42 protein-coding genes and 1 pseudogene are annotated in these 22,715 nt (G+C 35.0%); 41 read left to right on the forward strand and 2 right to left on the reverse strand.

From position 1 onward, the window contains the following. Positions 1-72 precede the first annotated feature (72 nt). Positions 73-528: an ImmA/IrrE family metallo-endopeptidase gene (locus tag ACN6MX_RS08260; protein ID WP_419962145.1), complete on the reverse strand. Its 456-nt coding sequence runs from the start codon at positions 526-528 to the stop codon at positions 73-75. 14 nt (positions 529-542) lie between these two features. Further along, positions 543-869 carry a helix-turn-helix domain-containing protein gene (locus ACN6MX_RS08265; RefSeq protein WP_419962146.1) on the reverse strand — a complete coding sequence of 109 codons (327 nt, stop codon included), beginning with the start codon at positions 867-869 and terminating at the stop codon, positions 543-545. Positions 870-1,050: 181 nt separating this feature from the next. Here ACN6MX_RS08265 and ACN6MX_RS08270 point away from each other — a divergent pair, with 181 nt between their 5' ends. From ACN6MX_RS08270 to gpG, 41 genes and pseudogenes are all read left to right on the forward strand, one after another. Then, on the forward strand, positions 1,051-1,293 hold the full coding sequence (locus ACN6MX_RS08270) for a helix-turn-helix domain-containing protein (RefSeq protein WP_419962147.1): 243 nt from the start codon (positions 1,051-1,053) through the stop codon (positions 1,291-1,293). 16 nt (positions 1,294-1,309) lie between these two features. Continuing rightward, entirely contained in the window at positions 1,310-1,498 is a 189-nt protein-coding gene (locus ACN6MX_RS08275) for a helix-turn-helix transcriptional regulator (protein ID WP_419962148.1), read from the forward strand. A 202-nt stretch (positions 1,499-1,700) separates the two neighbouring features. Continuing rightward, on the forward strand, positions 1,701-2,132 hold the full coding sequence (locus tag ACN6MX_RS08280; RefSeq protein ID WP_419962149.1) for a hypothetical protein: 432 nt from the start codon (positions 1,701-1,703) through the stop codon (positions 2,130-2,132). 13 nt (positions 2,133-2,145) lie between these two features. Beyond that, positions 2,146-3,015: a hypothetical protein gene (locus ACN6MX_RS08285; RefSeq protein ID WP_419962150.1), complete on the forward strand. Its 870-nt coding sequence runs from the start codon at positions 2,146-2,148 to the stop codon at positions 3,013-3,015. After that, a complete protein-coding gene (locus tag ACN6MX_RS08290) occupies positions 3,012-3,275 on the forward strand; it encodes a hypothetical protein (RefSeq protein WP_419962151.1) in 264 nt (87 codons plus the stop codon). Before ACN6MX_RS08285 ends, ACN6MX_RS08290 begins: the two co-directional genes overlap by 4 nt. Beyond that, positions 3,268-3,486, forward strand: a complete 219-nt coding sequence (locus tag ACN6MX_RS08295; protein WP_419962152.1) for a hypothetical protein — start codon at positions 3,268-3,270, stop codon at positions 3,484-3,486. The genes ACN6MX_RS08290 and ACN6MX_RS08295 overlap by 8 nt, the downstream gene beginning before the upstream one ends. Position 3,487: 1 nt before the next feature. Next, positions 3,488-3,670 carry a hypothetical protein gene (locus ACN6MX_RS08300; RefSeq protein ID WP_419962153.1) on the forward strand — a complete coding sequence of 61 codons (183 nt, stop codon included), beginning with the start codon at positions 3,488-3,490 and terminating at the stop codon, positions 3,668-3,670. A gap of 15 nt (positions 3,671-3,685) precedes the next feature. After that, positions 3,686-3,964, forward strand: a complete 279-nt coding sequence (locus tag ACN6MX_RS08305) for a hypothetical protein (RefSeq protein WP_419962154.1) — start codon at positions 3,686-3,688, stop codon at positions 3,962-3,964. Positions 3,965-4,039: 75 nt separating this feature from the next. Beyond that, positions 4,040-4,594, forward strand: a complete 555-nt coding sequence (locus tag ACN6MX_RS08310) for a host-nuclease inhibitor Gam family protein (RefSeq protein WP_419962155.1) — start codon at positions 4,040-4,042, stop codon at positions 4,592-4,594. 12 nt (positions 4,595-4,606) lie between these two features. Next, entirely contained in the window at positions 4,607-5,005 is a 399-nt protein-coding gene (locus ACN6MX_RS08315) for an organic solvent tolerance protein OstA (protein WP_419962156.1), read from the forward strand. Between the two features lie 21 nt (positions 5,006-5,026). Beyond that, positions 5,027-5,683 (forward strand): annotated as a pseudogene (locus tag ACN6MX_RS08320) (AAA family ATPase); the annotation flags it as partial. A gap of 220 nt (positions 5,684-5,903) precedes the next feature. Beyond that, positions 5,904-6,365 carry a DUF669 domain-containing protein gene (locus tag ACN6MX_RS08325; RefSeq protein WP_419962157.1) on the forward strand — a complete coding sequence of 154 codons (462 nt, stop codon included), beginning with the start codon at positions 5,904-5,906 and terminating at the stop codon, positions 6,363-6,365. A gap of 71 nt (positions 6,366-6,436) precedes the next feature. After that, complete coding sequence (locus ACN6MX_RS08330; RefSeq protein WP_419962158.1) at positions 6,437-6,814, forward strand: zinc-finger-containing protein; 378 nt, start codon at positions 6,437-6,439, stop codon at positions 6,812-6,814. After that, positions 6,815-9,163 (forward strand): phage/plasmid primase, P4 family, encoded by a 2,349-nt coding sequence (locus tag ACN6MX_RS08335; protein WP_419962159.1) that lies wholly within the window; start codon positions 6,815-6,817, stop codon positions 9,161-9,163. It begins immediately after the preceding gene. 331 nt (positions 9,164-9,494) lie between these two features. Then, positions 9,495-9,926, forward strand: a complete 432-nt coding sequence (locus ACN6MX_RS08340) for a hypothetical protein (RefSeq protein WP_419962160.1) — start codon at positions 9,495-9,497, stop codon at positions 9,924-9,926. Between the two features lie 2 nt (positions 9,927-9,928). Beyond that, positions 9,929-10,321: a YopX family protein gene (locus tag ACN6MX_RS08345; RefSeq protein ID WP_419962161.1), complete on the forward strand. Its 393-nt coding sequence runs from the start codon at positions 9,929-9,931 to the stop codon at positions 10,319-10,321. Beyond that, positions 10,318-10,857: an ERCC4 domain-containing protein gene (locus tag ACN6MX_RS08350; RefSeq protein WP_419962162.1), complete on the forward strand. Its 540-nt coding sequence runs from the start codon at positions 10,318-10,320 to the stop codon at positions 10,855-10,857. Before ACN6MX_RS08345 ends, ACN6MX_RS08350 begins: the two co-directional genes overlap by 4 nt. 22 nt (positions 10,858-10,879) lie before the next feature. After that, a complete protein-coding gene (locus ACN6MX_RS08355; RefSeq protein ID WP_419962163.1) occupies positions 10,880-11,155 on the forward strand; it encodes a hypothetical protein in 276 nt (91 codons plus the stop codon). Then, positions 11,155-11,280 carry a hypothetical protein gene (locus ACN6MX_RS08360; protein WP_419962164.1) on the forward strand — a complete coding sequence of 42 codons (126 nt, stop codon included), beginning with the start codon at positions 11,155-11,157 and terminating at the stop codon, positions 11,278-11,280. The genes ACN6MX_RS08355 and ACN6MX_RS08360 overlap by 1 nt, the downstream gene beginning before the upstream one ends. A 29-nt stretch (positions 11,281-11,309) precedes the next feature. Next, entirely contained in the window at positions 11,310-11,555 is a 246-nt protein-coding gene (locus tag ACN6MX_RS08365) for a hypothetical protein (RefSeq protein WP_419962165.1), read from the forward strand. A gap of 199 nt (positions 11,556-11,754) precedes the next feature. Next, positions 11,755-11,961, forward strand: a complete 207-nt coding sequence (locus ACN6MX_RS08370) for a hypothetical protein (RefSeq protein ID WP_419962166.1) — start codon at positions 11,755-11,757, stop codon at positions 11,959-11,961. After that, a complete protein-coding gene (locus ACN6MX_RS08375; RefSeq protein ID WP_419962167.1) occupies positions 11,958-12,182 on the forward strand; it encodes a hypothetical protein in 225 nt (74 codons plus the stop codon). Before ACN6MX_RS08370 ends, ACN6MX_RS08375 begins: the two co-directional genes overlap by 4 nt. Further along, positions 12,169-12,729, forward strand: a complete 561-nt coding sequence (locus ACN6MX_RS08380) for a dUTP diphosphatase (RefSeq protein WP_419962168.1) — start codon at positions 12,169-12,171, stop codon at positions 12,727-12,729. Before ACN6MX_RS08375 ends, ACN6MX_RS08380 begins: the two co-directional genes overlap by 14 nt. Before the next feature lies 1 nt (position 12,730). Next, on the forward strand, positions 12,731-12,862 hold the full coding sequence (locus tag ACN6MX_RS08385; protein WP_419962169.1) for a hypothetical protein: 132 nt from the start codon (positions 12,731-12,733) through the stop codon (positions 12,860-12,862). 6 nt (positions 12,863-12,868) lie between these two features. Continuing rightward, entirely contained in the window at positions 12,869-13,264 is a 396-nt protein-coding gene (locus ACN6MX_RS08390; RefSeq protein WP_419962170.1) for a hypothetical protein, read from the forward strand. Positions 13,265-13,445: 181 nt separating this feature from the next. After that, positions 13,446-13,811, forward strand: a complete 366-nt coding sequence (locus tag ACN6MX_RS08395; protein WP_419962171.1) for a hypothetical protein — start codon at positions 13,446-13,448, stop codon at positions 13,809-13,811. A gap of 87 nt (positions 13,812-13,898) precedes the next feature. Beyond that, positions 13,899-14,108, forward strand: a complete 210-nt coding sequence (locus tag ACN6MX_RS08400; RefSeq protein ID WP_419962172.1) for a hypothetical protein — start codon at positions 13,899-13,901, stop codon at positions 14,106-14,108. Positions 14,109-14,270: 162 nt separating this feature from the next. After that, a complete protein-coding gene (locus ACN6MX_RS08405; RefSeq protein ID WP_419962173.1) occupies positions 14,271-14,489 on the forward strand; it encodes a hypothetical protein in 219 nt (72 codons plus the stop codon). Between the two features lie 2 nt (positions 14,490-14,491). After that, the gene (locus ACN6MX_RS08410; RefSeq protein WP_419962174.1) at positions 14,492-14,827 is read left to right on the forward strand and encodes an HNH endonuclease; all 336 of its coding nucleotides are present in this window, start codon (positions 14,492-14,494) and stop codon (positions 14,825-14,827) included. A 147-nt stretch (positions 14,828-14,974) separates the two neighbouring features. Beyond that, complete coding sequence (locus ACN6MX_RS08415; protein WP_419962175.1) at positions 14,975-15,310, forward strand: terminase; 336 nt, start codon at positions 14,975-14,977, stop codon at positions 15,308-15,310. Next, positions 15,307-17,013, forward strand: coding sequence for a terminase large subunit domain-containing protein (locus ACN6MX_RS08420; protein WP_419962176.1), 1,707 nt, complete (start codon positions 15,307-15,309; stop codon positions 17,011-17,013). Before ACN6MX_RS08415 ends, ACN6MX_RS08420 begins: the two co-directional genes overlap by 4 nt. Before the next feature lie 72 nt (positions 17,014-17,085). Then, positions 17,086-18,183 carry a phage portal protein gene (locus ACN6MX_RS08425; protein WP_419962582.1) on the forward strand — a complete coding sequence of 366 codons (1,098 nt, stop codon included), beginning with the start codon at positions 17,086-17,088 and terminating at the stop codon, positions 18,181-18,183. Then, the gene (locus ACN6MX_RS08430) at positions 18,164-18,907 is read left to right on the forward strand and encodes a head maturation protease, ClpP-related (RefSeq protein WP_419962583.1); all 744 of its coding nucleotides are present in this window, start codon (positions 18,164-18,166) and stop codon (positions 18,905-18,907) included. Before ACN6MX_RS08425 ends, ACN6MX_RS08430 begins: the two co-directional genes overlap by 20 nt. A gap of 25 nt (positions 18,908-18,932) precedes the next feature. Beyond that, a complete protein-coding gene (locus tag ACN6MX_RS08435; RefSeq protein ID WP_419962177.1) occupies positions 18,933-20,081 on the forward strand; it encodes a phage major capsid protein in 1,149 nt (382 codons plus the stop codon). 21 nt (positions 20,082-20,102) lie between these two features. Beyond that, positions 20,103-20,303 carry a hypothetical protein gene (locus ACN6MX_RS08440; RefSeq protein ID WP_419962178.1) on the forward strand — a complete coding sequence of 67 codons (201 nt, stop codon included), beginning with the start codon at positions 20,103-20,105 and terminating at the stop codon, positions 20,301-20,303. A gap of 5 nt (positions 20,304-20,308) precedes the next feature. After that, positions 20,309-20,617 (forward strand): hypothetical protein, encoded by a 309-nt coding sequence (locus tag ACN6MX_RS08445; RefSeq protein WP_419962179.1) that lies wholly within the window; start codon positions 20,309-20,311, stop codon positions 20,615-20,617. After that, a complete protein-coding gene (locus ACN6MX_RS08450) occupies positions 20,604-20,945 on the forward strand; it encodes a phage head closure protein (protein WP_419962180.1) in 342 nt (113 codons plus the stop codon). The genes ACN6MX_RS08445 and ACN6MX_RS08450 overlap by 14 nt, the downstream gene beginning before the upstream one ends. Next, a complete protein-coding gene (locus ACN6MX_RS08455; RefSeq protein ID WP_419962181.1) occupies positions 20,946-21,350 on the forward strand; it encodes an HK97-gp10 family putative phage morphogenesis protein in 405 nt (134 codons plus the stop codon). Continuing rightward, the gene (locus ACN6MX_RS08460; RefSeq protein WP_419962182.1) at positions 21,347-21,694 is read left to right on the forward strand and encodes a hypothetical protein; all 348 of its coding nucleotides are present in this window, start codon (positions 21,347-21,349) and stop codon (positions 21,692-21,694) included. The genes ACN6MX_RS08455 and ACN6MX_RS08460 overlap by 4 nt, the downstream gene beginning before the upstream one ends. Positions 21,695-21,715: 21 nt before the next feature. Next, positions 21,716-22,285, forward strand: coding sequence for a major tail protein (locus ACN6MX_RS08465; RefSeq protein ID WP_419962183.1), 570 nt, complete (start codon positions 21,716-21,718; stop codon positions 22,283-22,285). 62 nt (positions 22,286-22,347) lie between these two features. Further along, complete coding sequence (gene gpG, locus ACN6MX_RS08470) at positions 22,348-22,665, forward strand: phage tail assembly chaperone G (protein ID WP_419962184.1); 318 nt, start codon at positions 22,348-22,350, stop codon at positions 22,663-22,665. Positions 22,666-22,715: the final 50 nt, after the last annotated feature.

The following is a 22,715-nucleotide window of genomic DNA, read 5'->3' on the forward strand; positions in this document are numbered from 1 at the left end:
TTCATTTATTGTGTAAAACGATTTATTTTTATGAATCACTCCTCTCGAGGGGCACATGCGTTCTATTTTTATTTAAAAAAATTCCTTTTTAATATTCAATGGGTCAAAAAATATTTGATATCCTTTATAATCTATAAACATACCATAGCGTTGATTATACTTTTCTATAGCTTTATGCAAATAAAGAGGCGTTATTTCTAAATGTAAGCAAATATCCTCCACAGTGGTAAAACCTTTATTATAGCAATCTATCAGTTTATCAAGGGAAACTATTTTCTCGTATCCCCAAGTCCTCGCAACAAGTTCTAACTTAATATTTTTTGTATCTGTTAGATTGGTTATGTCTCCCACAGTTGTTTCATGGTGACCGAGTTCCTCAGCCAAAACGCAATGTTTTTCGTAATAGGTTAAGTGTTTGTTGATAAAAATCACATTGTCTCTATACAATCCAGATAATCCTTTTGGCATATTAGGATCTTCTATAATGGAAAGTTGCTGGTATTGTGACTTTAATGTTTCATATGCCATATCCATACACCTCATTATTTACGTTGTGACTTAATAAACTCTATATATTTTTTGATGTCTTCCATTTCTTCCTCAGTAACATCCTCGTCAATGTGCGCAGCTATAGTTTCAATTTTTTCTGTTGGTTTTCTATCCATTAACCAATCTAGAGAAACGTTAAAATAGTTTGCGTAAATATTAGCATCATCTATATCGGGCTTTGCTTGACCGTTTTCCCATCTACTAATAGAACTTTTACTAATTTTAGAACCATAAATTCTAGAAAATTCTGTTGCTAATTGTTCTAATGACATTTTTTTAGACATTCTTAATTGTTTTATTTTATCTGAAAAAGTTGGCAATTTATTTTCCCCCAAAATAATACTTCATTTAATAACTTAATTTTATATTAATCTATTCGTTCTAAAAATACAACACATTTTAATAACTTGTTCTAAAAATGAAATTATTAATTGACTTTTAAATTTTTTGTCGTATTATAGAAATATAAACGTTCTAAAAACGGGAAACGAGGTGAAGGAAATGAGTCAAGAAAAAAAACCTTTTTACAAATTCAAAGGATATCTTGCTGAACATGGAATTAAACAAAGAGACGTTGCAAAATTGATCGGTATGAACGAAGTTAGTTTTTCTCAAAAGATAAATCGGGCAGGTAGTGTATTCACTTTGGATGAAGTAAAAACTATTTGTGAAGTGCTTGATATATCTGCAGATGATTTTTTTTTAATCAAATCGTTCCAAAAACGGGAAACAAGGGCAATGTGAATGAGGAGGGATGACATTGCGAAAAATACGAGGTGTAAAAAAGTTAGTTGAATATCTAATATCAATTAACTGTCCGATTTCAGAAGCTACTCTTTATAGATTAGTTAGAAGAAAAGAAATTCCATTTCATAGACCGACAGAGCGTGTATTATTGTTCGACTTAAATGAGATTGATAATTGGCTAGGTGGTGGAGGTGCCCAATGACACCTATAGCAAACCTAATAATCTTCGGATCACTTGGTTTATTGGCATATTGGAGCATGAGGAAGATTTGGAAATCACTTTAAAGGAGATGAAGTAATTGAAATTAAGCAGATGGTTAGCAATTCCGATCGAACAACGTCTTGTGCTGATCAGCAATGCTATTAAGTCATCAAAGGTTTTCAAATAGAAAGGAGAAGTTTTAATGGGAGCATACGACACTCCAGAAAGAGAATGTCCATATTGTAATGAAAGTATGGAAGCGGACTTTGTAGATGTAGGTGTTGGAATGGTTCAGTGTGGACCATATCATTGCGAGAGTTGTGGTGCTAGTGAGATAGGTCCAGAGTGGGACGATTGGTGCTACAAGGATAGAGAAGGAAATACCATCTACACACAAGGAAAACGAACGTACTATTCATGGAGAAAAGGCAGAAAGAAAAAACACTCTGAAACAAACTACAGCAAACGAGTTATCAGATTCGATGCACCCGTAACCACAGAAGAACTAGAAACAGGCTACTACAGAGGACGTATTTCACCTTATGCAAATACGGTAGGTGGAGAGCTTGTAGATCATATAACAGCTAAAGAAATGTATAACGTCGGTTTATTAGATGAAAAAAATATCCTCTAAAGGAGAAAACAAAATGAAAAATAAAATCAGCAGAATTAGTCCGGAACGAAAAATAGAGATAAAGGAATTGATTGAACAGATTCGACAAGAATCGTATGACCAAGGTTATGAAGATGGGAAAGCATTTGTATCTGTTGTAACTGTGGAAGATAACACAATTAATCATGAAGGTAAGTTGATTCGAAAGGTTAATCGTGAAGCGCGTGAAGGGGATTATGTTCTATTTTCCAATGAACAAGCTAACCGTACACATAGTGATCGCATAACTGCAAATAAGTTTTACGAAGTCATTAACGCTTGGAAGGAACCACGATTTATTACAGATGATCGCGATTCCAAATATCGTGTTTATGAAAAATCTTTTGGTCGTACATTAGAAAACGTTGAAGTATTCGAAGGAGTTAGCCTTCCACAGATTGAGAAATCACCAAATCAACAACGTGCTGAATTGATACAAAAAGCAAAAGAGTTCGTTAGAAATTCACTTCAAAATCACTATAACTTCGGTTTAACAGAATTTGAATTCGTAGTAAATGCAGAAAAGCGAACAGTTGTATTGCTTGAACAAGGAAAAAGAACAAAGAAAGTATATAAGAGAGGTGTGGCGAAGTGTGACCCATCCGATGTTTTCAACGAATGGATTGGCAAAGCTATCGCACTAGCAAGAGCTTTAAAGATTGATATTCCAGTAGAGTTTTTGGAAGCTGTTCAGCCAAGCGAATATGTACTTGGGATGAGTGTGAAAAATAGTGCAGGAACTATAACACGTATAACGGAAAATTTTGAGGGTTCGGAAACAAATACAATTGATTATTTAAACCTAAATGTTGGCTATGCAACAATCATCGACGACACAAACGCAGAATACGAGGTTTCCATATGAAAAAGAACATCCAACAACTAGTTGCAATGGTCGGTGTGCTTGAAAAATCTATGCAAAATGAAGCGATGGAAGGTGTTATCAGTCTGCGTATTTCAAAGTTTTCTGAAACAGATATTCATATCAGGAAAGAACTGTTCTTATCAACTTTCCAAGATTATGAACAGGTTCACTACAAAGATGAATATGACGAATTATTCGTTTATGTGGAAGGGATAAAAGTTTTCACACTTACGAATGCAGAAGGTGTTCCAAATGCCTAACATCGAAAATCCAATATTAAGCGGTGGTCATCCACAGATTGAAACATTCGAGCCGATTGTCCTAGGTGATTGTACAAACGAAAAATGTAACGAAGAAATTTATTCAGGTGACTGTATCGAATATGGCGGTCAATTCTTCTGTAATGAATATTGCTTAGGAAGACATTTAGTAAATGAAGGACAAGCGGTAGATATGAGTGTGAGGTATTGATATGGCTTTGCAACCTTCTACGTACGCTATTTACAAAGGAGATACATTCCTAGCAATTGGAACGAAAACAGAATGTGCTAAATTACTAGGCACAACTTTAGCAAGTCTTGAATCTCGATTGACTAGAGGTAGACAAGAAAAAACTACTTATGAAAATCGTTTGATTGCAGTGAAATTGGATTGAAAGGTGGTGAGATAGATGATTGTACGTGAATTAATCGCTAGTTTACTAGATTACGATATGGATGCAACTGTAGAAATAATTGTTGAATCGAAAGAGGATTCGTTTGATACGAATGATTTTGAATTAGAAGAAAACGGAACGAAACTAAATTCCTACTTAACTTTTAAAGTTGTTCCAGATGGTCATATAGTTGTGGATGAATCAGATTATAAAAACTTAGAAATAGAAGTAAAAGAACTAGAAGATACCGTAGAAAGAATGAGTTCATTTGTGGAGGAAATGGAACAAAAATAAAAAAGACCCCTTTGCAGAGGGACCTCTCATCAATACATCTGATTACATTATACACAAAATTGGAGGGAAATATACATGAATAAACTTCAAGAAGTCGAACTAGAAGAAATGGATTCAGTAGAATCGGAGTTTCATAAATTCGAAATCACAGATATTGATAGCCTAAATTGGGCATTTCGTAAATTGTCAGCATTAAAGTCAAAGGAAAAAGAAACAAAGCAACTTGCAGATAAGGAACGCATTCGAATTACATCCTGGGAGCAAAAAGAACTTTCAGCAGTGAAAAGTAGTATTGAGTTTTTTGAAACTATGGCAGCTCAATATCACATGAAGCAACTTGAAGCGGATCCTAAGTCTAAAACAATCAGCACTCCATACGGAAAAGTGAAATCAACAACTAGTAAAGCTCAACCGGATAAGGAAGATGTTGATAAGCTCCTAGCATTTGTAGAAGAAAATGAATTGCCTTTCGTGAAGGTTAAAAAAGAATTGGCCTGGGGTGACTTGAAGAAAACGTTACAAGTCGTTGAAAAAGATGGTGTACAAATTGTAATCAATGAAAATGGACAAGCAGTACCAGGTGCAACAGTTAAACCACAAACTACTACTTTCAAAGTAGAAATAGAATAGGAGATTAAATATATGACAATCGTTCAATTAAATCAAAAAGAGCAACATTATGCAGGTTCACGTCCAGAAGCTGAACAAGTGGTGGAAAAAGCAAAAGAAAATGAAAATCTTCAAATGCACAAAATCTCTGAGAAATATAACAAGTTTGGTCAATATTTCTTAATCGATTTAACTTTCGCTTATCAAACTCCTAAAGAAGTGATGGAAAGTCGTCCACAGAATGATGATGCGCCAGAAGGTCAAATGACCATTGATGAAGGTGTTGAATATACAGTCGAAAAAGATGACAGTATTACTGTTCCAGAAGTTCAAATATCTGATGAAGAAATCGATGCAATTGAATTTGTGGAGGAACAAGAGGAATCAGAAACACCAATCGGTCCAGTAAATGACGATGATTTGCCATTTTAATAGATAAGGGGAGTGTGCATTTTGGAAATTACAAACGGCAGTGACATCACTAGAAGTAAAAAAGCAAAAATAATCACGTATTCAAAGCCAGGAGATGGTAAAACAACTGTTGCAGGATTGTTACCAGGCAAGACATTAGTATTCGATATCGATGGCACTAGCCAAGTATTAGAGGGTTATGCAAATGTGGATGTGGCGAAAATAGACGGAACAAATCCACATGATAGTATTCTCCAATTTTTCGCTTATGCAAAAGCAAATATAAATAAATATGACAATGTGTTTGTTGATAATTTAACGCATTACCAAAAGTTATGGCTCCTTAAAAAAGGAGAGAACACCAAAAGTGGTATGCCTGAGTTAAAAGACTACGCCTTGTTAGATAATCACTTGTTGAAATTAGTCGAGACGTTTAATTCATTAGATGCAAATGTGATATATACGGCTTGGGAAACTACAACAAAAATAATAGATGTCGATGGTCAACAAATAAATCAATTCGTACCGGATATTCGCGACAAGATTGTTAATCACATTATGGGAATTGTACATGTTGTTGCAAGACTGGTTAGGAAAACAGATGGATCACGTGGATTTATTCTTGAAGGAAATCAAAATATATTTGCTAAAAATCATTTGAATGATCGTAAAGGGTGTTTGCAAGAAGAATTATTAATCGTTGCAAATCAGCCTTCCACAAATACAGAAGAAGAACCTAAGAAATTTAAACGTGACGCTTATTACTACCATCCTGAAAGTGATTCGTTTGTGGAATTTAAAGCAGGCCAAGAAGTGCCAGACGATTTAGATTTCGGACATTGCAATCCTATATCTAAAGAAGAGTACGAAAAAGGTATTAAAGAACAACAAAATTTAGAAAAAGAAGGAGAAAAATAATATGTCATTTTTCAAAATGAATGAAGTAGAAGAAGTAAAAGGGTTTAGTCCAATTAAAAAAGGTGAGTATGAGGTAACTGTTGTAAATGCTATAGGGGATCTTGCGAAAAGTAGTGGCAAACCAAAGTTACAAGTAGATTTTGAGATTCGCAGTGACGTACCACAGGAACATCAAGGGGCGAAAGTTCAATATAACACCTTTACATTTGAGAATGTTACTGCAGCTGGTATTGCTAAATCATTCCTAAAATCTTGTGGAATGCCAGAAAGCTATGCACCTGAAAGTGTTGAGGCTATGGCAAGAGATGTTATCGGTAAAAATTTAGTCATCTATGTTACTCAAAAGAAACAGGATGATGGCAGAGAATTTCCTAAAGCATCTAGTTATAAACCGTCTAATGCTAGTGCTCCAATTCCAACAGCACCACCTGTAGTTGTGGGCGATGACGATCTTCCGTTCTAAATAAAAATTTAATAGAGAGGTCTGTTTTTAGCGGACTTCTCTTTTTTATACCCAAAATGAGGTGAAAAACCATGAATTCAATTAAAAATTGCCATAATTGTGGCTCCAATAATGTAAAAAAAGAAAGTAATTCAATTATATACGGTCGTGAATACGGTAACGGTAAATGTTATTACTGTCATGATTGCAAAGCTAATGTTGGCACACATGATAGCGGCAAACCACTTGGCACATTAACAACCAAAGATGTTCAGATTCTACGAAAAGCGTGTCATGACATATTCGATAGATTGTGGAAGTACGAGAAAGTTAAAAGTCGTGGAAATTTGTATAAGTTGTTAGCACAAAAAATGACTATTCCACAAAATGAGTGTCATTTCGGAATGTTTCAGCGTGAGCGCTGCTTGCAAGCACTAGAAACTATAACACAGGAAAAATGGTGGACCTAAATGAAAGAAAATCCATACAATTTTAACGAAATTCCGGCTGAATTAAAGGCTCTCCCTCAATGGATTTTGTGGAAGTCTGAAAAAAAAGGTTCAAGATATACAAAAGTTCCATATCAATCAGACGGAAAGATGGCTCAAGCAAGTAATAGAAGCACTTGGTCCACTTTTGCAACGGCCGTTAAATTCTATCTGGATGGTGATTATGACGGAATTGGTTTCGTATTCAGTCGTCAAGATAATTACATCGGAATTGATATTGATAAATGTGTAACAGACGGGAAAACAAATACTTTTTCAACAGAAATAATAGACACCTTAGATTCATATACAGAATTCTCTCCAAGTGGTGAAGGTATTCATATCATCGTCAAAGGTAACCTTCCACAGAATGTGATTGGAACAGGTCGTAAAAATACGCAGCATGGATTAGAAATTTACGCTCATGGCCGTTACTTCACATTTACGGGAAATAAAGAAAACGCTAATGAAGTTTATGAACGTACAGATGAACTTGCTGAAGTATTTGAACAATATTTTGATGATAGCGACATCCAAGGTCGAGTGAATCTAGCTGAATTTGAAAAAGATGAAATCAAACTTTCCAATGAATCATTATGGGAGAAAATGTTCCGTAGTAAAAATGGTGACGAGATCCGTAGTTTATACAATGGAAATTTACTGAAGGAAGACCATTCAGGAAGTGATTTAGCATTATCCAATCATCTTGCATTTTGGACCGGTAAAAGTGCAACTCGAATGGATTCAATGTTCCGTGAAACAGGTCTTATGCGTGATAAATGGGACGTAATTCATTTTTCAGACACTGGAGAAACATATGGAGAGCGAACTATCGCAGAGGCAATTTCCTCAACTAATACAACTATTTTAGATAACAAACAGCAATACGAAGAATTCTCTTTTGACTTTCACAATGGTGAAGCTGAAGTTGTGGAGGACAAGCCGAAAAAGAAATTCCGTTTGAATGAATTAGGAAACGCTGAACGCATTGCAAATGAATACGGTCACATTATCCGATACGTAGGCGATATGGGTTGGATGATTTGGGACGGAAAACGTTGGAAATTTGATAATAAAAAGCAAATTGAGCGTATTGCAAACAAGGTCCTACGTGAATTAGAAAAATCAGAAGATGAATTCGAACGGAAATGGGCCCGTTCGTGTGGCAAACGAAATATTCGGATGAATAGTATCAAAGACTTAATGCCGTTGGTTCCAGCAGAAAGAGAAGAATTTGACCAACACAAATATTTATTAAATGTTGAAAATGGCACTATCGATTTAAAAAAAGGTAAGCTGCAACCACATAATCGTGATTTAAGAATAACGCAAATGGCAAGTGTCGAATTTAACGAAAATGCCAAATGCCCTACATGGATTACTTTTCTTGACCAGATATTTCAGGGAGATAAAGAACTAACTGAATACATGCAGCGCGTAATTGGTTATTCATTGACTGGCGATATTTCGGAACAATCGATGTATTTCTTGGTTGGTGGTGGTTCCAACGGAAAATCAACATTTATTAATACGATCAAGAAAATAATGGGGGATTACGGATCGCAAACCAATTCCGATACGTTTATAAAAAAGAAAAACGATGGTGCGAATAACGACATCGCTAGGTTGTCGAGTGCTAGGTTTGTTTCAGCTGTAGAGTCGGAAGAAGGGGAAAAGCTACAAGAATCACTTGTTAAGACAATTACAGGCGGCGAACCTATAACAGCTCGTTTCTTACGACAAGAATTTTTTGAATTTATACCAGAGTTCAAAGTATTTTTCACAACGAACCATAAACCAATTATCGGTGGTCTGGATGACGGTATTTGGAGACGTATAAAAATCATTCCGTTTACTTTGAGTTTAAAACCTCATGAACGTGATAAAAAACTTGAAGAAAAGTTGTCGTTAGAAATGCCGGGCATCTTAAATTGGGCTATCGAAGGTTGTCTGAAATGGCATCATAACGGTTTACAAGAACCTAAAGTAGTAGCTAAAGCAACAGGGCAATACAAAGAAGATATGGATATTTTAGATCCTTTCCTAAGTGAGTGCTGCTATTTGGATAAAGGAAACGAAAAAATAAAAATTGAAGCTAAAGAGTTATACAAAGTATACGACAGCTTCTGTTATAAATCGGGTGAACGTGTTCTAGGAAATAGAAGTTTTTACAGAATGATGGAAACAAAAGGATTTAAAAAAGAACGAGGTGCTCAAAACAAAGTGTATATTTTTGGGATTACTTTAATTGAAAGAGCTCCAAAAACAGTTATCGAAGAAGAAAAAAGCGTTAGTGAAGAGGTCGAAAATAGCGCTTTTAAGCTAGTTTAGTAATTTAGGTGTGATTAAATAACTTTTCGTTAACTCCTTTTAAAATCAGTCGTATCAAGGGTTTGAGTGTTGTTTATTACTACTATAGTTATTTTAGTTACTTATATTTATATTAAATAAAAAAATAAAATATATATATATAAGGGTTATATAGAGCGGTAATGCAGAATCCCAGTAACAAAATTAACTTTAGAAGACGAAAAACACTTTGAACCATTGGTACTACAACGTTTTCGACGAGTTATTTTAGATAACTATCGGTTGTTTTAGCGTTATTTTAGTTAGTTTAGGACCATCTTTTTCAAAATTGATAACTCAGAGGTGAAAAAGCATGACTATACAAGTATTAAAAGTTTTATCGGACATTTGGAAAAGTGGCGCTGAAATGAATTTGGATTCGGACGGAAAAATTGAATTGAAAAATCATCAATTAGTTCCAGCTGAAACGATGAAAGCTGCTGAAAGTATTTTTCCTGAAATCGAAAAATGGTTTCATTCATGGAAAACGGAAAGTAGCGAAAATATAACAATTCGTAAAGCGTTATATCAGTACTGTGGTTGGCAACGAAATGAAAAGCTAAACGAATGGCTTTTAGGTGATGAAACATCTTTATTCATGCTGCATGACTGGACAGTAGTACTTGCGAAAAATGGATGGCAAAACATTTACGAGGACCATCGTAATTATGAAAATGATGAATCTATCAAAATGGGACAAGAATTATATAAGCGGGCAGTGATGTATGCGAAGAAAGGGGAATGACGATGAGAGAGGCAAAGTTTAGAGGTTTTTCTAATGATACTGGTAAATGGCATTTTGGACATGGACATTTTCTTATTAAACATACTGAAGATAGTGGGTTAGAGGATTACTCAGTTTTACACACAGATAGTTCACCAGCGTATGTAGTACCGGAATCAGTTGGAGAATACACAGGCTTAAAAGACAAAAACGGTGTGGAGATTTATGAGGGGGATATTTGTCGTAAAAGTAATACCATAGGACTTATTGTTTGGGCTAATGAATATCAGTCATTAGGTTTTTACTTAAAATCTAAAGAAGGTCTACATGATGTGATTGCTCCTTACTATAAATGGGATTTAGAAGTAATCGGAAACATATACGAGCATCCTGAATTGTTAGGTGATTCAAATTGATTTCCTACCATTACACAGAAACCGAATTAAATAAAATACTAAAAACACTAACAATCGTTGTAGATACACGTGAAAATGTAAACGGTCATATCCTTGATTATTTGAACCAAAAACAAATACCAGTAAAAATTCAAAAATTAGATACTGGTGATTATGGTTGCATGATTCCTAGAAATGAAGAGTTAGGAATTACACGAGATATCTATTTAAGTAGTCGAGTAGAGCGTAAAGCACATATGGATGAAATCACAGGTAATTTGCAAAAGGATACGCAAACAGCATTTGAAAATGAGCTAATTCGATCAAAAGACATTCCCTTTACTTTAATTGTGGAGGACCTCAACGGATATGAAAAAATGTTAAAAGGTAATTATCGTTCGAAATATAATCCATTAGCATTGCTCGGTAGACTAAATTCATTCAAAGCGAAATACAATTTCGAAATTGTCTATATGGATAAGAAATTCAGTGGAAATTGGATATATCATCATTTTTATTATCAAGCGAAACATTATTTGAAATCGGGGGCTTTCTAACATATCTGAAAGGAGTGTTCACATGACAACAAAACCATATAGATATATGCAAAACAACCAAATAACAATCAATCGTGGAACTATCGAAGAACTAAACACTGCAATTGCTGATTTAGAAGCACGTGGATATGAAGTGGTTAAACGTGATGATTCTGCATCGGTTACGTATGGAAAGAATTTCAACTATAACGATAATCGTGGGAGTAGATATAAATACAAGGGTGACGATGTGAGTTTTTCAAAGTGTAGGGCGGTTATGAGACGAATCGAGCCTTATGAAAAACAGGACGAACGCTAATGGCTAAACGCAAATTTTATTTATTATTTCGAAAGGAAAATGGTCAATTTGTCTGGCAAGGTGATTATTTTAGAAATGATGAATTGAAGTCTGCTATTAGAAAAGGTTGGAGTATTTCACATTAGACGCAAAAAGCGAACTAGAGGTGAGTGTATTGAAAGGTTACGTTATATACCTATCAACCGAACAAGAGGTTGATTTCAGAGGGAATAATTATGGATATTGGACAGGAAAAACATACCGTCATGATGATGTAGTATACCCTGGTTACGAAGATGATAAAGATGATGAATCTGTTAAAGTATATAAGCTAAAAATTAGTGCAGAAAAAATGTCACACAAACTAGGAGAACGATGTACTTATGTCCGTAGTTCTGTAGTGGAAGAAGTTGAAAATTAAACTGCACAGTACGAAGAAAATGCGCATTACCAGGAGGTTTAAAATTGCCTAACCAAAATATAATTCAAAAAGCTAAAAATAGACTAGCTTATCTGAGAAGTTTGCCAATTGTAAATGAAAATATCGTGAAGGTGGTCAAGGTTAATAAATGTGACCCTTTGGTCCAGAAGTTCTTATCAAATCTAAAGGAGTGATTCCTTTGAAATTTAAACAGGCAAAACAAGTCCTACAACACGCAATAGACCATCAATCGACAATCAGTATACCAAAGTTGAAAAAGCTCTTACAGGCGTTAAATATAGGCTTAGAATCGACGGAGTCAAATGAGGTTAAGTATTTGAAGAATGAAGTGAAAAATTTGCATAAGCAATTAAGGAAATTGCAGAAGGAGAAAGAAGTTAAATGACCATCGAAGAAGAAATCATAGCAAACGACATCTTGAGACAAGTAAATGATTTACTAGAATTACAAACTGCTAAAGGAATAGCGAAATATGGTCATACTGTTGAACCGGATTCTTTATCTGTGCTCGAGTGGCATAAACATCATCGAGAGGAATTATTAGATTCCCTTGTATATACAACTATTATTATCAATAAATTGGAGGCAAATCATGAACCTAACTAAATTATTCGAAACTCAAAGAATACTAGACGCACGTATTATGGAGAAACATCCAGAGTTAGTTGGTCAAAATAATATTGATTGGAAGATTCTCGCCCTACAAGTTGAGCTAGGTGAGTGCGCTAATGAATGGCGAGGATTTAAGAAGTGGAGTAATGACCAGGAACCTAGAACTACAGTGAAAATAGAACATCTTGAGTGTACCGAGTGCATGTATAACAACAAAAGAAAAAATCCACCCCTTGAAGAATACGTAGACTGCTTACATTTCATTTTGTCGATTGGATTGGAATTAGAGTTTACAGACTTATGTATAAACCACAGTTCCGTCAAACGTCTACCAGAACAAGTTGATTCAATGATAAATTTCAGTACGGTATTTTCATTTGTCGACCAATTAAGAAGAGCAAAATCATTCCATTGGTATGATTCTTTATTTGAGAGATTCGTAGTATTAGGATTTTCATTAGGCTTTACATGGGAGCAAATCGAACAAGCCTACTATTCGAAAAACGCTATAAATCACACTAGACAAAATACAGGATATTAATATGACTGCATTTGAACGTAAATTACTAATCGACATTCTCGTGTTATTTTCAAACAAAACAGAATCATATTATGTGAGTCTTCCAGATGATGAATTGGAACAGGAATATGACAGGTTGATGAATAAGGGGTGAATATCTATGTATGAATGGTTAAAGGATTATCGGAAACTTGAAGATGAGATTGCCTATTTAGAATTTAATCTCGAGCGTTCCGAAAATGAATTGAAGCGATGGACAAGCGGTGACTTATTAGGTGTTAAATTAACCGCTGAATCTAATGGTGCTAAACTCGAAGAATCCATTGAAGCTATTAAAGTAGAGCTTGCACATAAACAAAAGGATTTAGAAAGACTAATAAATCTAATCGGGACGTTTAGAGGTTTGGAAAACAATATTCTCTATAAAAAGTATGTGGAAGGCAAAACATTAGTATCTATTGCAGATGAATTAGATAAAAGCCCAAACTACATTTATAACAAGCATGCTCAAATGATGAGGATGATAGAATATGCACATGAAGTAAACTTAACTTAATATCAAGTTGTGTTAAGTCAATATGAAGTATTGAAAAAACCAATTATTATAAGAGTATAAAGAACCGTGATCAGTTCTTTATTGTTCTCCCTTTGGAAAAAGCATCCATTAAATGTGGGTGCTTTTTGTTTGCAGGAATATCGACTCGTTTTGTCGAATTGTTGATTAAAGAGGTGATTTAATGGATGTAAGCACTATAAGTCTTGTGGGAGGTTTGGCAATTGCTGGCCTTACTACAGTGGGAAACATTTGGTTAACATATGTAAATAAGAAGAAAGAATTAGAAAAAGAGATAACACTTAAAGTTTTGGAATCATCTTTTAAAGAATATGAATTCAGAACAAATTACGCTATTAAAGCAGCTGAGAAAGAAGGAAGATCTGCAACTCTTTATCCTTATGATTATTACTTAATTCATTTTGCGCAGCTGGCAAAACTAATTGATAAAGAAAAAATAACTGAAGAGTCAGTGAGAAAAGTTGTTGAAAAACAAAAGTTATTCAGAAGAACTTACAAAGCTGAATTAGAAAAAGATGAAATGTATTAGGATCCTACGATGCTTTTCAGTGTTGAAAGATATTAGTGACAATCATTTCCAATCACATTATGATTAGTGTGGAGGGAGGTGGAATATTTGATCAGTTCTTTTCTAACAGGTCCAAATGATAGTATACAAGATAAAATCGATGAAATAATTAGAGAACACGAAGTACTAAACAGGAAACATAAGGCTTTCGTGAAAGTTATTAACTCAACAACTGATGGATGTGCACCAGGAACAACTCAACATTTTTATAGTTTGGAATTAATACATGTTGATGATTTAAAAAAAGAAGAAAAATAGTTATACATAAAGGTCACATCCAATCGGGTGTGGCTTTTTATTATACATAAAAGGTGGTGGTTCATTCTTGCTGTACTCAATGACAAATACGAGAAAGGTTTGGTGATCTATACATCTTCGAGCTATCGGTTAAATAGTAAATATGATTGTGGAGGGATGAAGTTGGGAGATGTTAATCAAATTTCAATTGTAATTACTGATGTAAATAAACCACCAACTATTATCGTAGGCGGTATCAATGTAGCTGTTGTTGAATTCGAACAAAAGTATTGTACAAGTAATCAGCACGGTAAAGGCGTTCATCGTTTCCTATTGAAATACTTTGATGGTGAAACAATCAAAACTATCGGTTACGAGCGTCCTTTTGGTAACGGTGAATAATATTGACTGAATACAAATCAGAAGAACAGAAAGCAAAGTTCTACAACAGTTATGCATGGCGAAAGTTATCCAAACAAATCAAAGAACGTGACAACAACGAATGCCAAGAATGTAAACGCAATGGATTAGTAACCATTGATACAAACGAATACAGCGAGAAAGCAAAGCGAAAGAAAATCAAACTCGTTGTCCATCATATAAAAGAACTCGAGCATCATCCAGAGTTAGCATTAGATGTTGAGAACCTTGAGGTAGTATGCGTTGATTGCCATAACAAAGAACACAATCGTTCATTCGAAAAGAAAATAAACAAATGGGAATCAGACGAGAGGTGGTAAAAATTATTTTTTTAAAAATAATATACCCCCCTCAAAATATTTTGGAAAAAAATTTTTGAGCCTACACCGGTTGGAGCCTCAACTCTCTGAAAATATATGAAAAAATAAGACCTTCACATTAGGGGGTGGATTGGGGGGAGGGGTTATATGAAGAAAAAAGATTTTGAAGAACTAAAAAAACAGTTATTGTTGCGAATCGATATCGAAGATTTGTTGGAAGTGAAAAAAGTAAATGACTTAATTCGCCTGCACGAATTGGATGCAGAATGCGATAAAGTGATTGATCGTGATGGAGTAAGTATTGTTATTGAAAATGGCTCACAAAAATTTATAAAGAGTCATCCCAGCATGAATGAGAAAATGAAAATCAATGCTCAAAAAATTGCATTAGAAAAATCTATCAAATTTAAATTAAAAGCAGCACCTGCCCCAACCTCTTCATCAACTGTGGAAGGCAAACCGAAGCGTGGTAGTTTGATTTGATTAATTACAGCTACGTACAAGAATATATTCAAATGTGGCGTGATGAAAAAATTATTTTAAATAAAGAACGCATCATGCTAATTGAGTGGTTGGAGCAAGATATTTTAACAATGGATGACATTTATTTTGATAGCGAACAAATTGAAAGTTTCATTCAGTTTGCTGAGAAATGGTATTTCCCATTGGAGTCGTTTCAAAAGTTTTTAACATGCTTTATTTTCTTGAGATATGAAGATTCGAACGATCTTGTTTTTGATGAATTTTTAATTTATATGGCTCGTGGTGCTGGGAAAAATGGTTTTGTTTCTGCACTAGTAAATTATTTTATTAGTGAATTACATGGAATTGATTTATACAACGTATCCATTGTGGCAAATAGTGAAAAGCAAGCAAAGACATCTTTTACGGAAGTCTATAACACCATTGATATGAACGATGATTTAAAGGGGTATTTTAAGCATCAGAAGGCCGTTATCGAGTCAGTCGATACTAAATCCATCTTTCAATTCCACACGTCTAATGCGAGCACAAAAGACGGATTACGTGATGGCTGTGTAGTTTACGATGAAGTACATGAATATGAAAATAATGATGTAGTAGATGTATTCTCTGGTGGTCTCGGAAAAGTTCGAGATAGCAGGGAATTTTTTATTGGTACAGATGGGTTTGTACGAGATGGATTCATTGATAAATTGAAGGAACGCGCTATGAGTATTTTAAAGCGTGAAGTTTCAGTTAGAGAAGATTCTCTATTTCCATTTATGTGCTGCATCGATGACGAAGAAGAAATGCACGATACAAATATGTGGCAAAAAGCAAATCCCATGTTTCATCCACCGTTAAGTAGTTATGCAAAAACCTTATTTAAAAAAGTTTTGAAACAATATCGTAAATTACAAAACGATTCATCGGGATATGAAAACTTCATTACTAAGCGGATGAATTTGCCGAAGGTTGATTTAGAAAAATCAGTTGCATCATGGGAAAAAATCAAAGCTACTAATCAAGGATACGATTTAGAAGAATTGAAAAACAGTGAATGTATTGGTTCTGTGGACTATGCTTCAATTCGAGATTTTGTATCATGTGGTCTACTTTTCTTAAAAAATGATTATTTCATCATTCCCAAAGAATTATCATACTCATTCGTTTGTAAACCATTTGCAGATAAACATTACGGTTACAGCAAGGAAAAGTCGGAAGGCAATAACAAAAAAGATCATCGCAAATTTGCACCAATTCGAGAATGGGAAATTGATGGTTTATTGAAAGTGTTAGATAAAGATTCAATGGATCCGTACATTGTTGTTGCATGGTTTGTGGACCTTCGCAATGAAGGTTGGAATATCAAAAAGATTATTGGTGATAACTTTCGAATGGAAATATTAAAACCACTTTTTGAAGCAGAAGGATTTGAGGTTGAAGTTATTCGGAATCCAGATGCAGCTAGTGCTTTGTTATCTCCCAAAATTGATCTTGCATTTGATGATGAGAGAGTAATTTTTGGTGACAATCCAATGATGCGTTGGTATACAAATAATACGTTAGTTGTTCTCGACAACAAAGGTAATAAGTTGTATCGAAAAAAAGAACCTGTTAAACGTAAAACGGATGGCTTTATGATGTTCTTATACGGTGTATGGGCATCTAGGGATATAGAGGATACCAGCTTAGGTTTCTTCATCGGTGATATTGATTTCTAAAGGGGGTGATAAAATTTGGGATTCTTAGATGCAATCTTTAAAAGAAATAGTGAGTTAGAATTTTCGTTTGATATGGAGTTATTTCAGAATAAATCAAACAGAGTTCACATGAAAAAACTAGCAATTGATACGTGTATTTCTTTTATTGGTAGAACCATTAGTCAATCAGAGTTTAGGGTAAAAAATGGAGACACCTTTGTTAAAGATGAATTATATTATCGTTTGAATATAAGGCCGAATAAAAATCAAACTGCTAGTACATTTTGGCAAACGTTTATTCAAAAACTTATTTACGAAAACGAATGTTTAATCATTCAAGCTGACGATGGGGATCTACTAATTGCTGATGACTTTACTCATAAAGAATATGCGGTATATGATGATATATTTTCAAATGTTGTTGTGAAGGGATTTGAATTCAAAAGAACATTCAAACAAGATGAAGTGATTCATTTACGCCATAGCAATGAAAAACTATCTCCATTGATTGATAGTCTATTCGCTGATTACGGCGAGTTATTCGGTAGGATACTAGCAGCTCAGAAAAGAAAGAATCAGATTCGCGGAACAGTTGATATGGATATGACTTCCGCAAAAACTGAAAAAGAACAATCGAAGTTACAAGAATTTATAAACAAAATGTATAAGGCAATTGAAACAAAGGATGTCGCAATTGTTCCACAACAGAAAGGAATTAAATACGAAGAAATATCTGCAAATGGATTAGTTGGGCAAAGCGTAGATGAAATTAATAAAGTGACAAACGGGTTTTTAGATCAAATTGCATTTGCTCTTGGTATTCCAGTAAGTCTTTTGAGGGGTGATATGGCAGATGTAGAAAAACAGACGAAGAACTATATGTTTTTTACCATTGCTCCTTTATTGAAGAAAATAAAAGACGAAGCTAATGTGAAGTTTTTTACTCAAAAAGAATTTTTAGCAGGACAGTGTATCGATATTAGAAAAGCATCTTATCAAAATATATTTGATTTAGCTACAGCAGTCGATAAGTTAATTTCAAGTGGAGTATTTAATGGTGACGAAATACGTACAGAAACAGGTTATGATGTGACCGGTGAAGAGGTCCACAAAAAATACTTCATAACGAAGAACTACCAAGAAAGTTCAGAAGCACTTAAAGGGGGTGAAAATAGTGACAGTGAAACGTAAATTCGGCTTCAAAAATCAACAACATAATAAAGATTTATCAAGCATTCCACATAACTTTGCAGTAAATCACGATGTCGAAAACGGAGTTTCAGAACTGACAATATACGGTGATATAGGCGATTCGTGGTGGTGGGATTCAACTTCTGCAGTCGATGTAGACAACGCTTTGAAAAATGCAGGTGACAATGATTTAATCGTTCGTCTTAATAGTCCAGGCGGTTCGGCATTTGATGGTATTGCCATTTACAATCGGTTAAACGACCATAAAGGAAAAGTAACTATTCATGTCGATGGTTGGGCGTGTTCAGCGGCATCCGTCATTGCTATGGCAGCGGACGAATTAATTATGGGAGCAGGCGCCATGTTAATGATTCATGAAGCATCTACTATTGTCTGGGGTAATAAAGGGGACTTTAGAAAAGAAGCTGAATTGCTAGAAAAACTGGAAGACGGCATCATTGATATTTACATGACAAAGGCAAATATTACCCGTGAAGAAATTCGGGATATGGTCAATGCTGAAACGTGGTTCAGTGCGAACGATGCTTTAGAAATCGGATTTGCCACTTCCACATCATCAACTGTGGAGGACAATGACGACGATGAACTAACTCAAATGAAAGTAGAAATGCAAGCTATGAAAGATGAGCTATATCAATTAAAAAATACGGAACCTGAAAAGCCGACTCCTGTTAAACAAAACAGAGCAGTAAGGCTTTTTTAATTACACAAAATGGAGGAATTAAATAATGACAATTAAATTCAACAAATCAGAAACGTTTCAAAATGCTAAAGTAGCACTTACTGCAGTTTTATCGAAAGAAGAAGCAACAGAAAAGGAAACAACTGAAGCATACGAAAATTACTTTGATGCCTTACAAACGGATGTAGCAACATCAATTCGTAATCAAGTAAATGATGAAATGCTTGATCGTTCTATTATTCAAAATCGTGGACAAAATGTTTTAACTTCTGAAGAGACTAAATTCTTCAAGAACGCTGTAGAATTCGGTGGATTCGATAAAGAACAAATTTTACCCGTTACTACACAGGAGCGTATCTTTGAAGATATCGTTCAGGAACATCCATTACTTGATGCATTAGACCTTCAAGATCTTGGTGCTGTAACACGCTACATTTACTCTAATGCTGAAAAGAATTTCGTATGGGGTGAATTGTTTGGCCCTATCGCAGGTCAAATTGCAGCAGGATTTAGAGAAGAACAAATTTCTCAGTTGAAACTTACTGCTTTTGCTGTTTTACCAAATGACATGATTGAACTTGGACCGGAGTGGGTTGAACGTTATGTTCGTACAGTTGCAGTTGAAACTATTTCAGTTGGTCTTGAATACGGTTTTGTAAATGGAAATGGTCAATCACAACCAATCGGATTGTTAAAGGATAAGAATCCAGATACAGGCGCAATCACTGATAAAACATCATCTGGTACATTAACTTTTGCACCATCAGACCGTGGTGAGGTAGTTGCTGGAGAACTTTATGGAGTTGTTAAGGCTTTATCTACTAATGCTGCTGGTAAAACACGTAAAGTTGAAAACAAAATTTACATGATAATCAATCCTATTGATGCCATCGCAGTCACTTTCCGTAATACTATCCAAACTGCAAACGGTCAATGGGTAATGGCTTTACCGTATAACATCAAACCTGTAGAATCTGACGAAATACCAGTTGGGAAAGCGGCATTCTTAGTGCAAGGTGAATATGTAGCTGCAATCGCAGGCGGTTATAAATTGAAAAAATTCGATCAAACACTTGCTATGGAAGATGCGACGTTATTCACTATCAAACAATTTGCTAACGGCAAACCAAAAGATAATAAAGCTGCATTAGTTTACGACTTGGATATTGATTTCAACCCTACACCAGAAGTATAAAATCGAGAGGAGTAGATGGAAATGAAATACAAAGCAATTAATAAATTCATTGATAAAGAAAATGAAGATACTTTATACAATGTAGGTGACGAGTATCCGAAAGGTGACTATAAACCTACTAAAAAGCGAATCGATGAATTGTCCAAAGTTCATCCGAAATACAAGGCTGCATTTATAAAGCAAAAGGAACCACCAGCAAGTAATAAAACAAAGAAGGAGTGAATTAGATGGACAACCCAATTACTCCTGATATTTTAAAAGAATTCAAAGAAAGGCTGCGATTAGGGGATGATGAAGATTCGAACCTATTACGCATCCTTTTAGCGTCCCTACAAGCTTTAAAAAAGATTTGTGGAGATTATGATATCGAAAAAGACGAAGCGTTCAAAGAGCTTGTTTTTGAACGTTCTCGCTATACCTACAATGATGCGTTGGAATATTTTAATACAAACTTTTTAACAATGATTAATAGTTTCGGAATCTCGAAAGCATTGGATGAAATCACGTTAGAAGGTGATGTTAATGCAAAAGTTTAAATACAAACCTAAAGTAAATACAGGGAACTTACGCCACCGCATCACCTTTTTAAAACCGCCAGGCGAAATAGTAAACGGGTGGCCTTCTAAAGAATGGAAAGAACATGTTACTGTGTGGGCTGAGATTAAAACTTTACGAGGTACCCGTTTATTTGAAGCTGCAGCTGTTCAAATGCAAGATATGAAAACTTTCGGATGCCGTCATAGAGAAGATTTGAATGACACTATGCGGATCCGTCATAAAGGACAAGATTACGATATCACTTCCATGACTAATGATGATGAGCTGGATGAAACATTTACTATCCTTGTCCGGGAGGTGCTTTAAATGGAATTACAACTTACTGGATTAGAAGAAACACTTCGCAATTTGAGTAATTTAAATATCTCAGAAACCGTTGAAAATAGAGCATTGACTAAAGCAGGAAAAGTTACACAAGAAACAATTATTGCTGAAGCTAATTTTGGTAATCGGTCTGATGGAGTAATTAAGAAAAATATCAAACTTAAACGCCCTAAAGATGGACAGGTCGTCATCCATACAGGAAAAGCGTATCATTCTCATATACTTGAGTTTGGGCGAAGCGCAGGGTCCACAATTACCAAAGGCGGAAAGAAAGTCACATGGGGAAAAATAAATCCTAATCCATTTTTCTCTCGTGGATATGAACAAAGTAAATCAGAATCTATGAATGCGATAATCGAAGAAATTCAGGGGGCGCTAGGTCTATGAGAGATATAGTAGATTTGGTGTCTTCCACACTTACAACTATTGGTGTTAAGTCTGCATTTCAATCGTATCCATCAGGACCAAATGGTTTACCTGCAGAATATGTCACGTTTTTAGAATATACGTCTATTCCTTCACTAGAAGCCGCTGACAAGGAGATAGAAACTGAGAGACTTATACAAGTAAACGTATGGTCCAAGGGCAACTATCATCAGCTTGTGGAGGACATACGCAAAACATTAGAGCAAGCAGGGTTTGAAAGAACATTTGAAGCTGATGCACCATATACAGATGGCGATTCGCACTTTAACAAAGTGATGCGATTCGCTTTTTTTGATGATTATTAAAAAACTAGGAGGAATACAAATATGGCAATTCAAGAAAAAGTACAGAAAATTAGTTTAAAAAACCTACATTATGCAGTTATGGATGATGAAACAACAGAAGAACACGGTGAAGTGAAAACACTCACAATGCCAATTGAATTAACACTTACACCTAACATTTCAGAGTCGCCGCTTGATGCAGGAGATCGTGTTGTTGCAAATGAAGTTCAATTCGATACAATCACGGTTGCTGGTCAAGTAGTAGATTTACCAACAGAAGTACAAGCAGACTGGTATGGACACCAATTGTCTGACGATAAAGGTCTAATCATGAATGCCAATGATGTTCCTAACTATTTGGCTGTAGGATTCGAAAGTGGTTCCAAATTAGTTTGGTTGTACAAAGTTAAATTTAAACCAACAGAAGAATCGAATGCTACAAAGAAAAAAGGTGAAACTGCATATAAACAATACGGATTCTCTGGTGAAGCAATTCCGTTGGAAGATGGCACTTTGAAATACACTGTTCGAACTGACGATACAGGAGTTACAGCAACGCCAACAACATTCTTTGCAACTGTTAAGAAACCAATTGTTACACCAACACCATAATTCGAGAGGGGTCTAGTACCTCTCTTTTTTATTTATCCAAAAAATGAAATGAGGAATTATTAATGAAGATTACATTGCGTGTGGATGGCAAAGAAAAAACATATAAGAACGATTTTGTGGAGGGCATAGTTTTCCGCAAGGCGCTTGAATTAAATAAAAAAATCAGAGAAGGGGTAAGTGTTGCAGAAGTAGAGACTTATGATGAGTATATCGAATTTATCGTATTTGCTTTCGGAAATCAGTTTACATCTGAAGAAGCTTGGAAGGGATTAAGTGTTACACAAATTCAAACAGAGCCTACCCGTGTTTTTAACGAAGTATTAGGTTTAAGCGGATTAGTTACCCAACAAGTTGAAGAGGGAAACGAAACGGGGAAGTAACTGATTTTGATGGATATGAATGGATTAAAGGTTGGTATCGTGAACGTATG

The organism is Psychrobacillus sp. BM2 (assembly GCF_048572895.1).
GTDB lineage: Bacteria > Bacillota > Bacilli > Bacillales_A > Planococcaceae > Psychrobacillus.

Coding starts and splice junctions, on each gene's coding strand:
- ACN6MX_RS08260 (WP_419962145.1), bottom strand. CDS start 528: ATGGCATATGAAACATTAAAGTCACAATACCAGCAACTTTCCATTATA.
- ACN6MX_RS08270 (WP_419962147.1), top strand. CDS start 1,051: ATGAGTCAAGAAAAAAAACCTTTTTACAAATTCAAAGGATATCTTGCT.
- ACN6MX_RS08280 (WP_419962149.1), top strand. CDS start 1,701: ATGGGAGCATACGACACTCCAGAAAGAGAATGTCCATATTGTAATGAA.
- ACN6MX_RS08285 (WP_419962150.1), top strand. CDS start 2,146: ATGAAAAATAAAATCAGCAGAATTAGTCCGGAACGAAAAATAGAGATA.
- ACN6MX_RS08290 (WP_419962151.1), top strand. CDS start 3,012: ATGAAAAAGAACATCCAACAACTAGTTGCAATGGTCGGTGTGCTTGAA.
- ACN6MX_RS08295 (WP_419962152.1), top strand. CDS start 3,268: ATGCCTAACATCGAAAATCCAATATTAAGCGGTGGTCATCCACAGATT.
- ACN6MX_RS08300 (WP_419962153.1), top strand. CDS start 3,488: ATGGCTTTGCAACCTTCTACGTACGCTATTTACAAAGGAGATACATTC.
- ACN6MX_RS08305 (WP_419962154.1), top strand. CDS start 3,686: ATGATTGTACGTGAATTAATCGCTAGTTTACTAGATTACGATATGGAT.
- ACN6MX_RS08310 (WP_419962155.1), top strand. CDS start 4,040: ATGAATAAACTTCAAGAAGTCGAACTAGAAGAAATGGATTCAGTAGAA.
- ACN6MX_RS08315 (WP_419962156.1), top strand. CDS start 4,607: ATGACAATCGTTCAATTAAATCAAAAAGAGCAACATTATGCAGGTTCA.
- ACN6MX_RS08325 (WP_419962157.1), top strand. CDS start 5,904: ATGTCATTTTTCAAAATGAATGAAGTAGAAGAAGTAAAAGGGTTTAGT.
- ACN6MX_RS08330 (WP_419962158.1), top strand. CDS start 6,437: ATGAATTCAATTAAAAATTGCCATAATTGTGGCTCCAATAATGTAAAA.
- ACN6MX_RS08335 (WP_419962159.1), top strand. CDS start 6,815: ATGAAAGAAAATCCATACAATTTTAACGAAATTCCGGCTGAATTAAAG.
- ACN6MX_RS08340 (WP_419962160.1), top strand. CDS start 9,495: ATGACTATACAAGTATTAAAAGTTTTATCGGACATTTGGAAAAGTGGC.
- ACN6MX_RS08345 (WP_419962161.1), top strand. CDS start 9,929: ATGAGAGAGGCAAAGTTTAGAGGTTTTTCTAATGATACTGGTAAATGG.
- ACN6MX_RS08355 (WP_419962163.1), top strand. CDS start 10,880: ATGACAACAAAACCATATAGATATATGCAAAACAACCAAATAACAATC.
- ACN6MX_RS08360 (WP_419962164.1), top strand. CDS start 11,155: ATGGCTAAACGCAAATTTTATTTATTATTTCGAAAGGAAAATGGTCAA.
- ACN6MX_RS08375 (WP_419962167.1), top strand. CDS start 11,958: ATGACCATCGAAGAAGAAATCATAGCAAACGACATCTTGAGACAAGTA.
- ACN6MX_RS08380 (WP_419962168.1), top strand. CDS start 12,169: ATGAACCTAACTAAATTATTCGAAACTCAAAGAATACTAGACGCACGT.
- ACN6MX_RS08385 (WP_419962169.1), top strand. CDS start 12,731: ATGACTGCATTTGAACGTAAATTACTAATCGACATTCTCGTGTTATTT.
- ACN6MX_RS08390 (WP_419962170.1), top strand. CDS start 12,869: ATGTATGAATGGTTAAAGGATTATCGGAAACTTGAAGATGAGATTGCC.
- ACN6MX_RS08395 (WP_419962171.1), top strand. CDS start 13,446: ATGGATGTAAGCACTATAAGTCTTGTGGGAGGTTTGGCAATTGCTGGC.
- ACN6MX_RS08415 (WP_419962175.1), top strand. CDS start 14,975: ATGAAGAAAAAAGATTTTGAAGAACTAAAAAAACAGTTATTGTTGCGA.
- ACN6MX_RS08425 (WP_419962582.1), top strand. CDS start 17,086: ATGGAGTTATTTCAGAATAAATCAAACAGAGTTCACATGAAAAAACTA.
- ACN6MX_RS08435 (WP_419962177.1), top strand. CDS start 18,933: ATGACAATTAAATTCAACAAATCAGAAACGTTTCAAAATGCTAAAGTA.
- ACN6MX_RS08440 (WP_419962178.1), top strand. CDS start 20,103: ATGAAATACAAAGCAATTAATAAATTCATTGATAAAGAAAATGAAGAT.
- ACN6MX_RS08445 (WP_419962179.1), top strand. CDS start 20,309: ATGGACAACCCAATTACTCCTGATATTTTAAAAGAATTCAAAGAAAGG.
- ACN6MX_RS08450 (WP_419962180.1), top strand. CDS start 20,604: ATGCAAAAGTTTAAATACAAACCTAAAGTAAATACAGGGAACTTACGC.
- ACN6MX_RS08455 (WP_419962181.1), top strand. CDS start 20,946: ATGGAATTACAACTTACTGGATTAGAAGAAACACTTCGCAATTTGAGT.
- ACN6MX_RS08460 (WP_419962182.1), top strand. CDS start 21,347: ATGAGAGATATAGTAGATTTGGTGTCTTCCACACTTACAACTATTGGT.
- ACN6MX_RS08465 (WP_419962183.1), top strand. CDS start 21,716: ATGGCAATTCAAGAAAAAGTACAGAAAATTAGTTTAAAAAACCTACAT.
- gpG (WP_419962184.1), top strand. CDS start 22,348: ATGAAGATTACATTGCGTGTGGATGGCAAAGAAAAAACATATAAGAAC.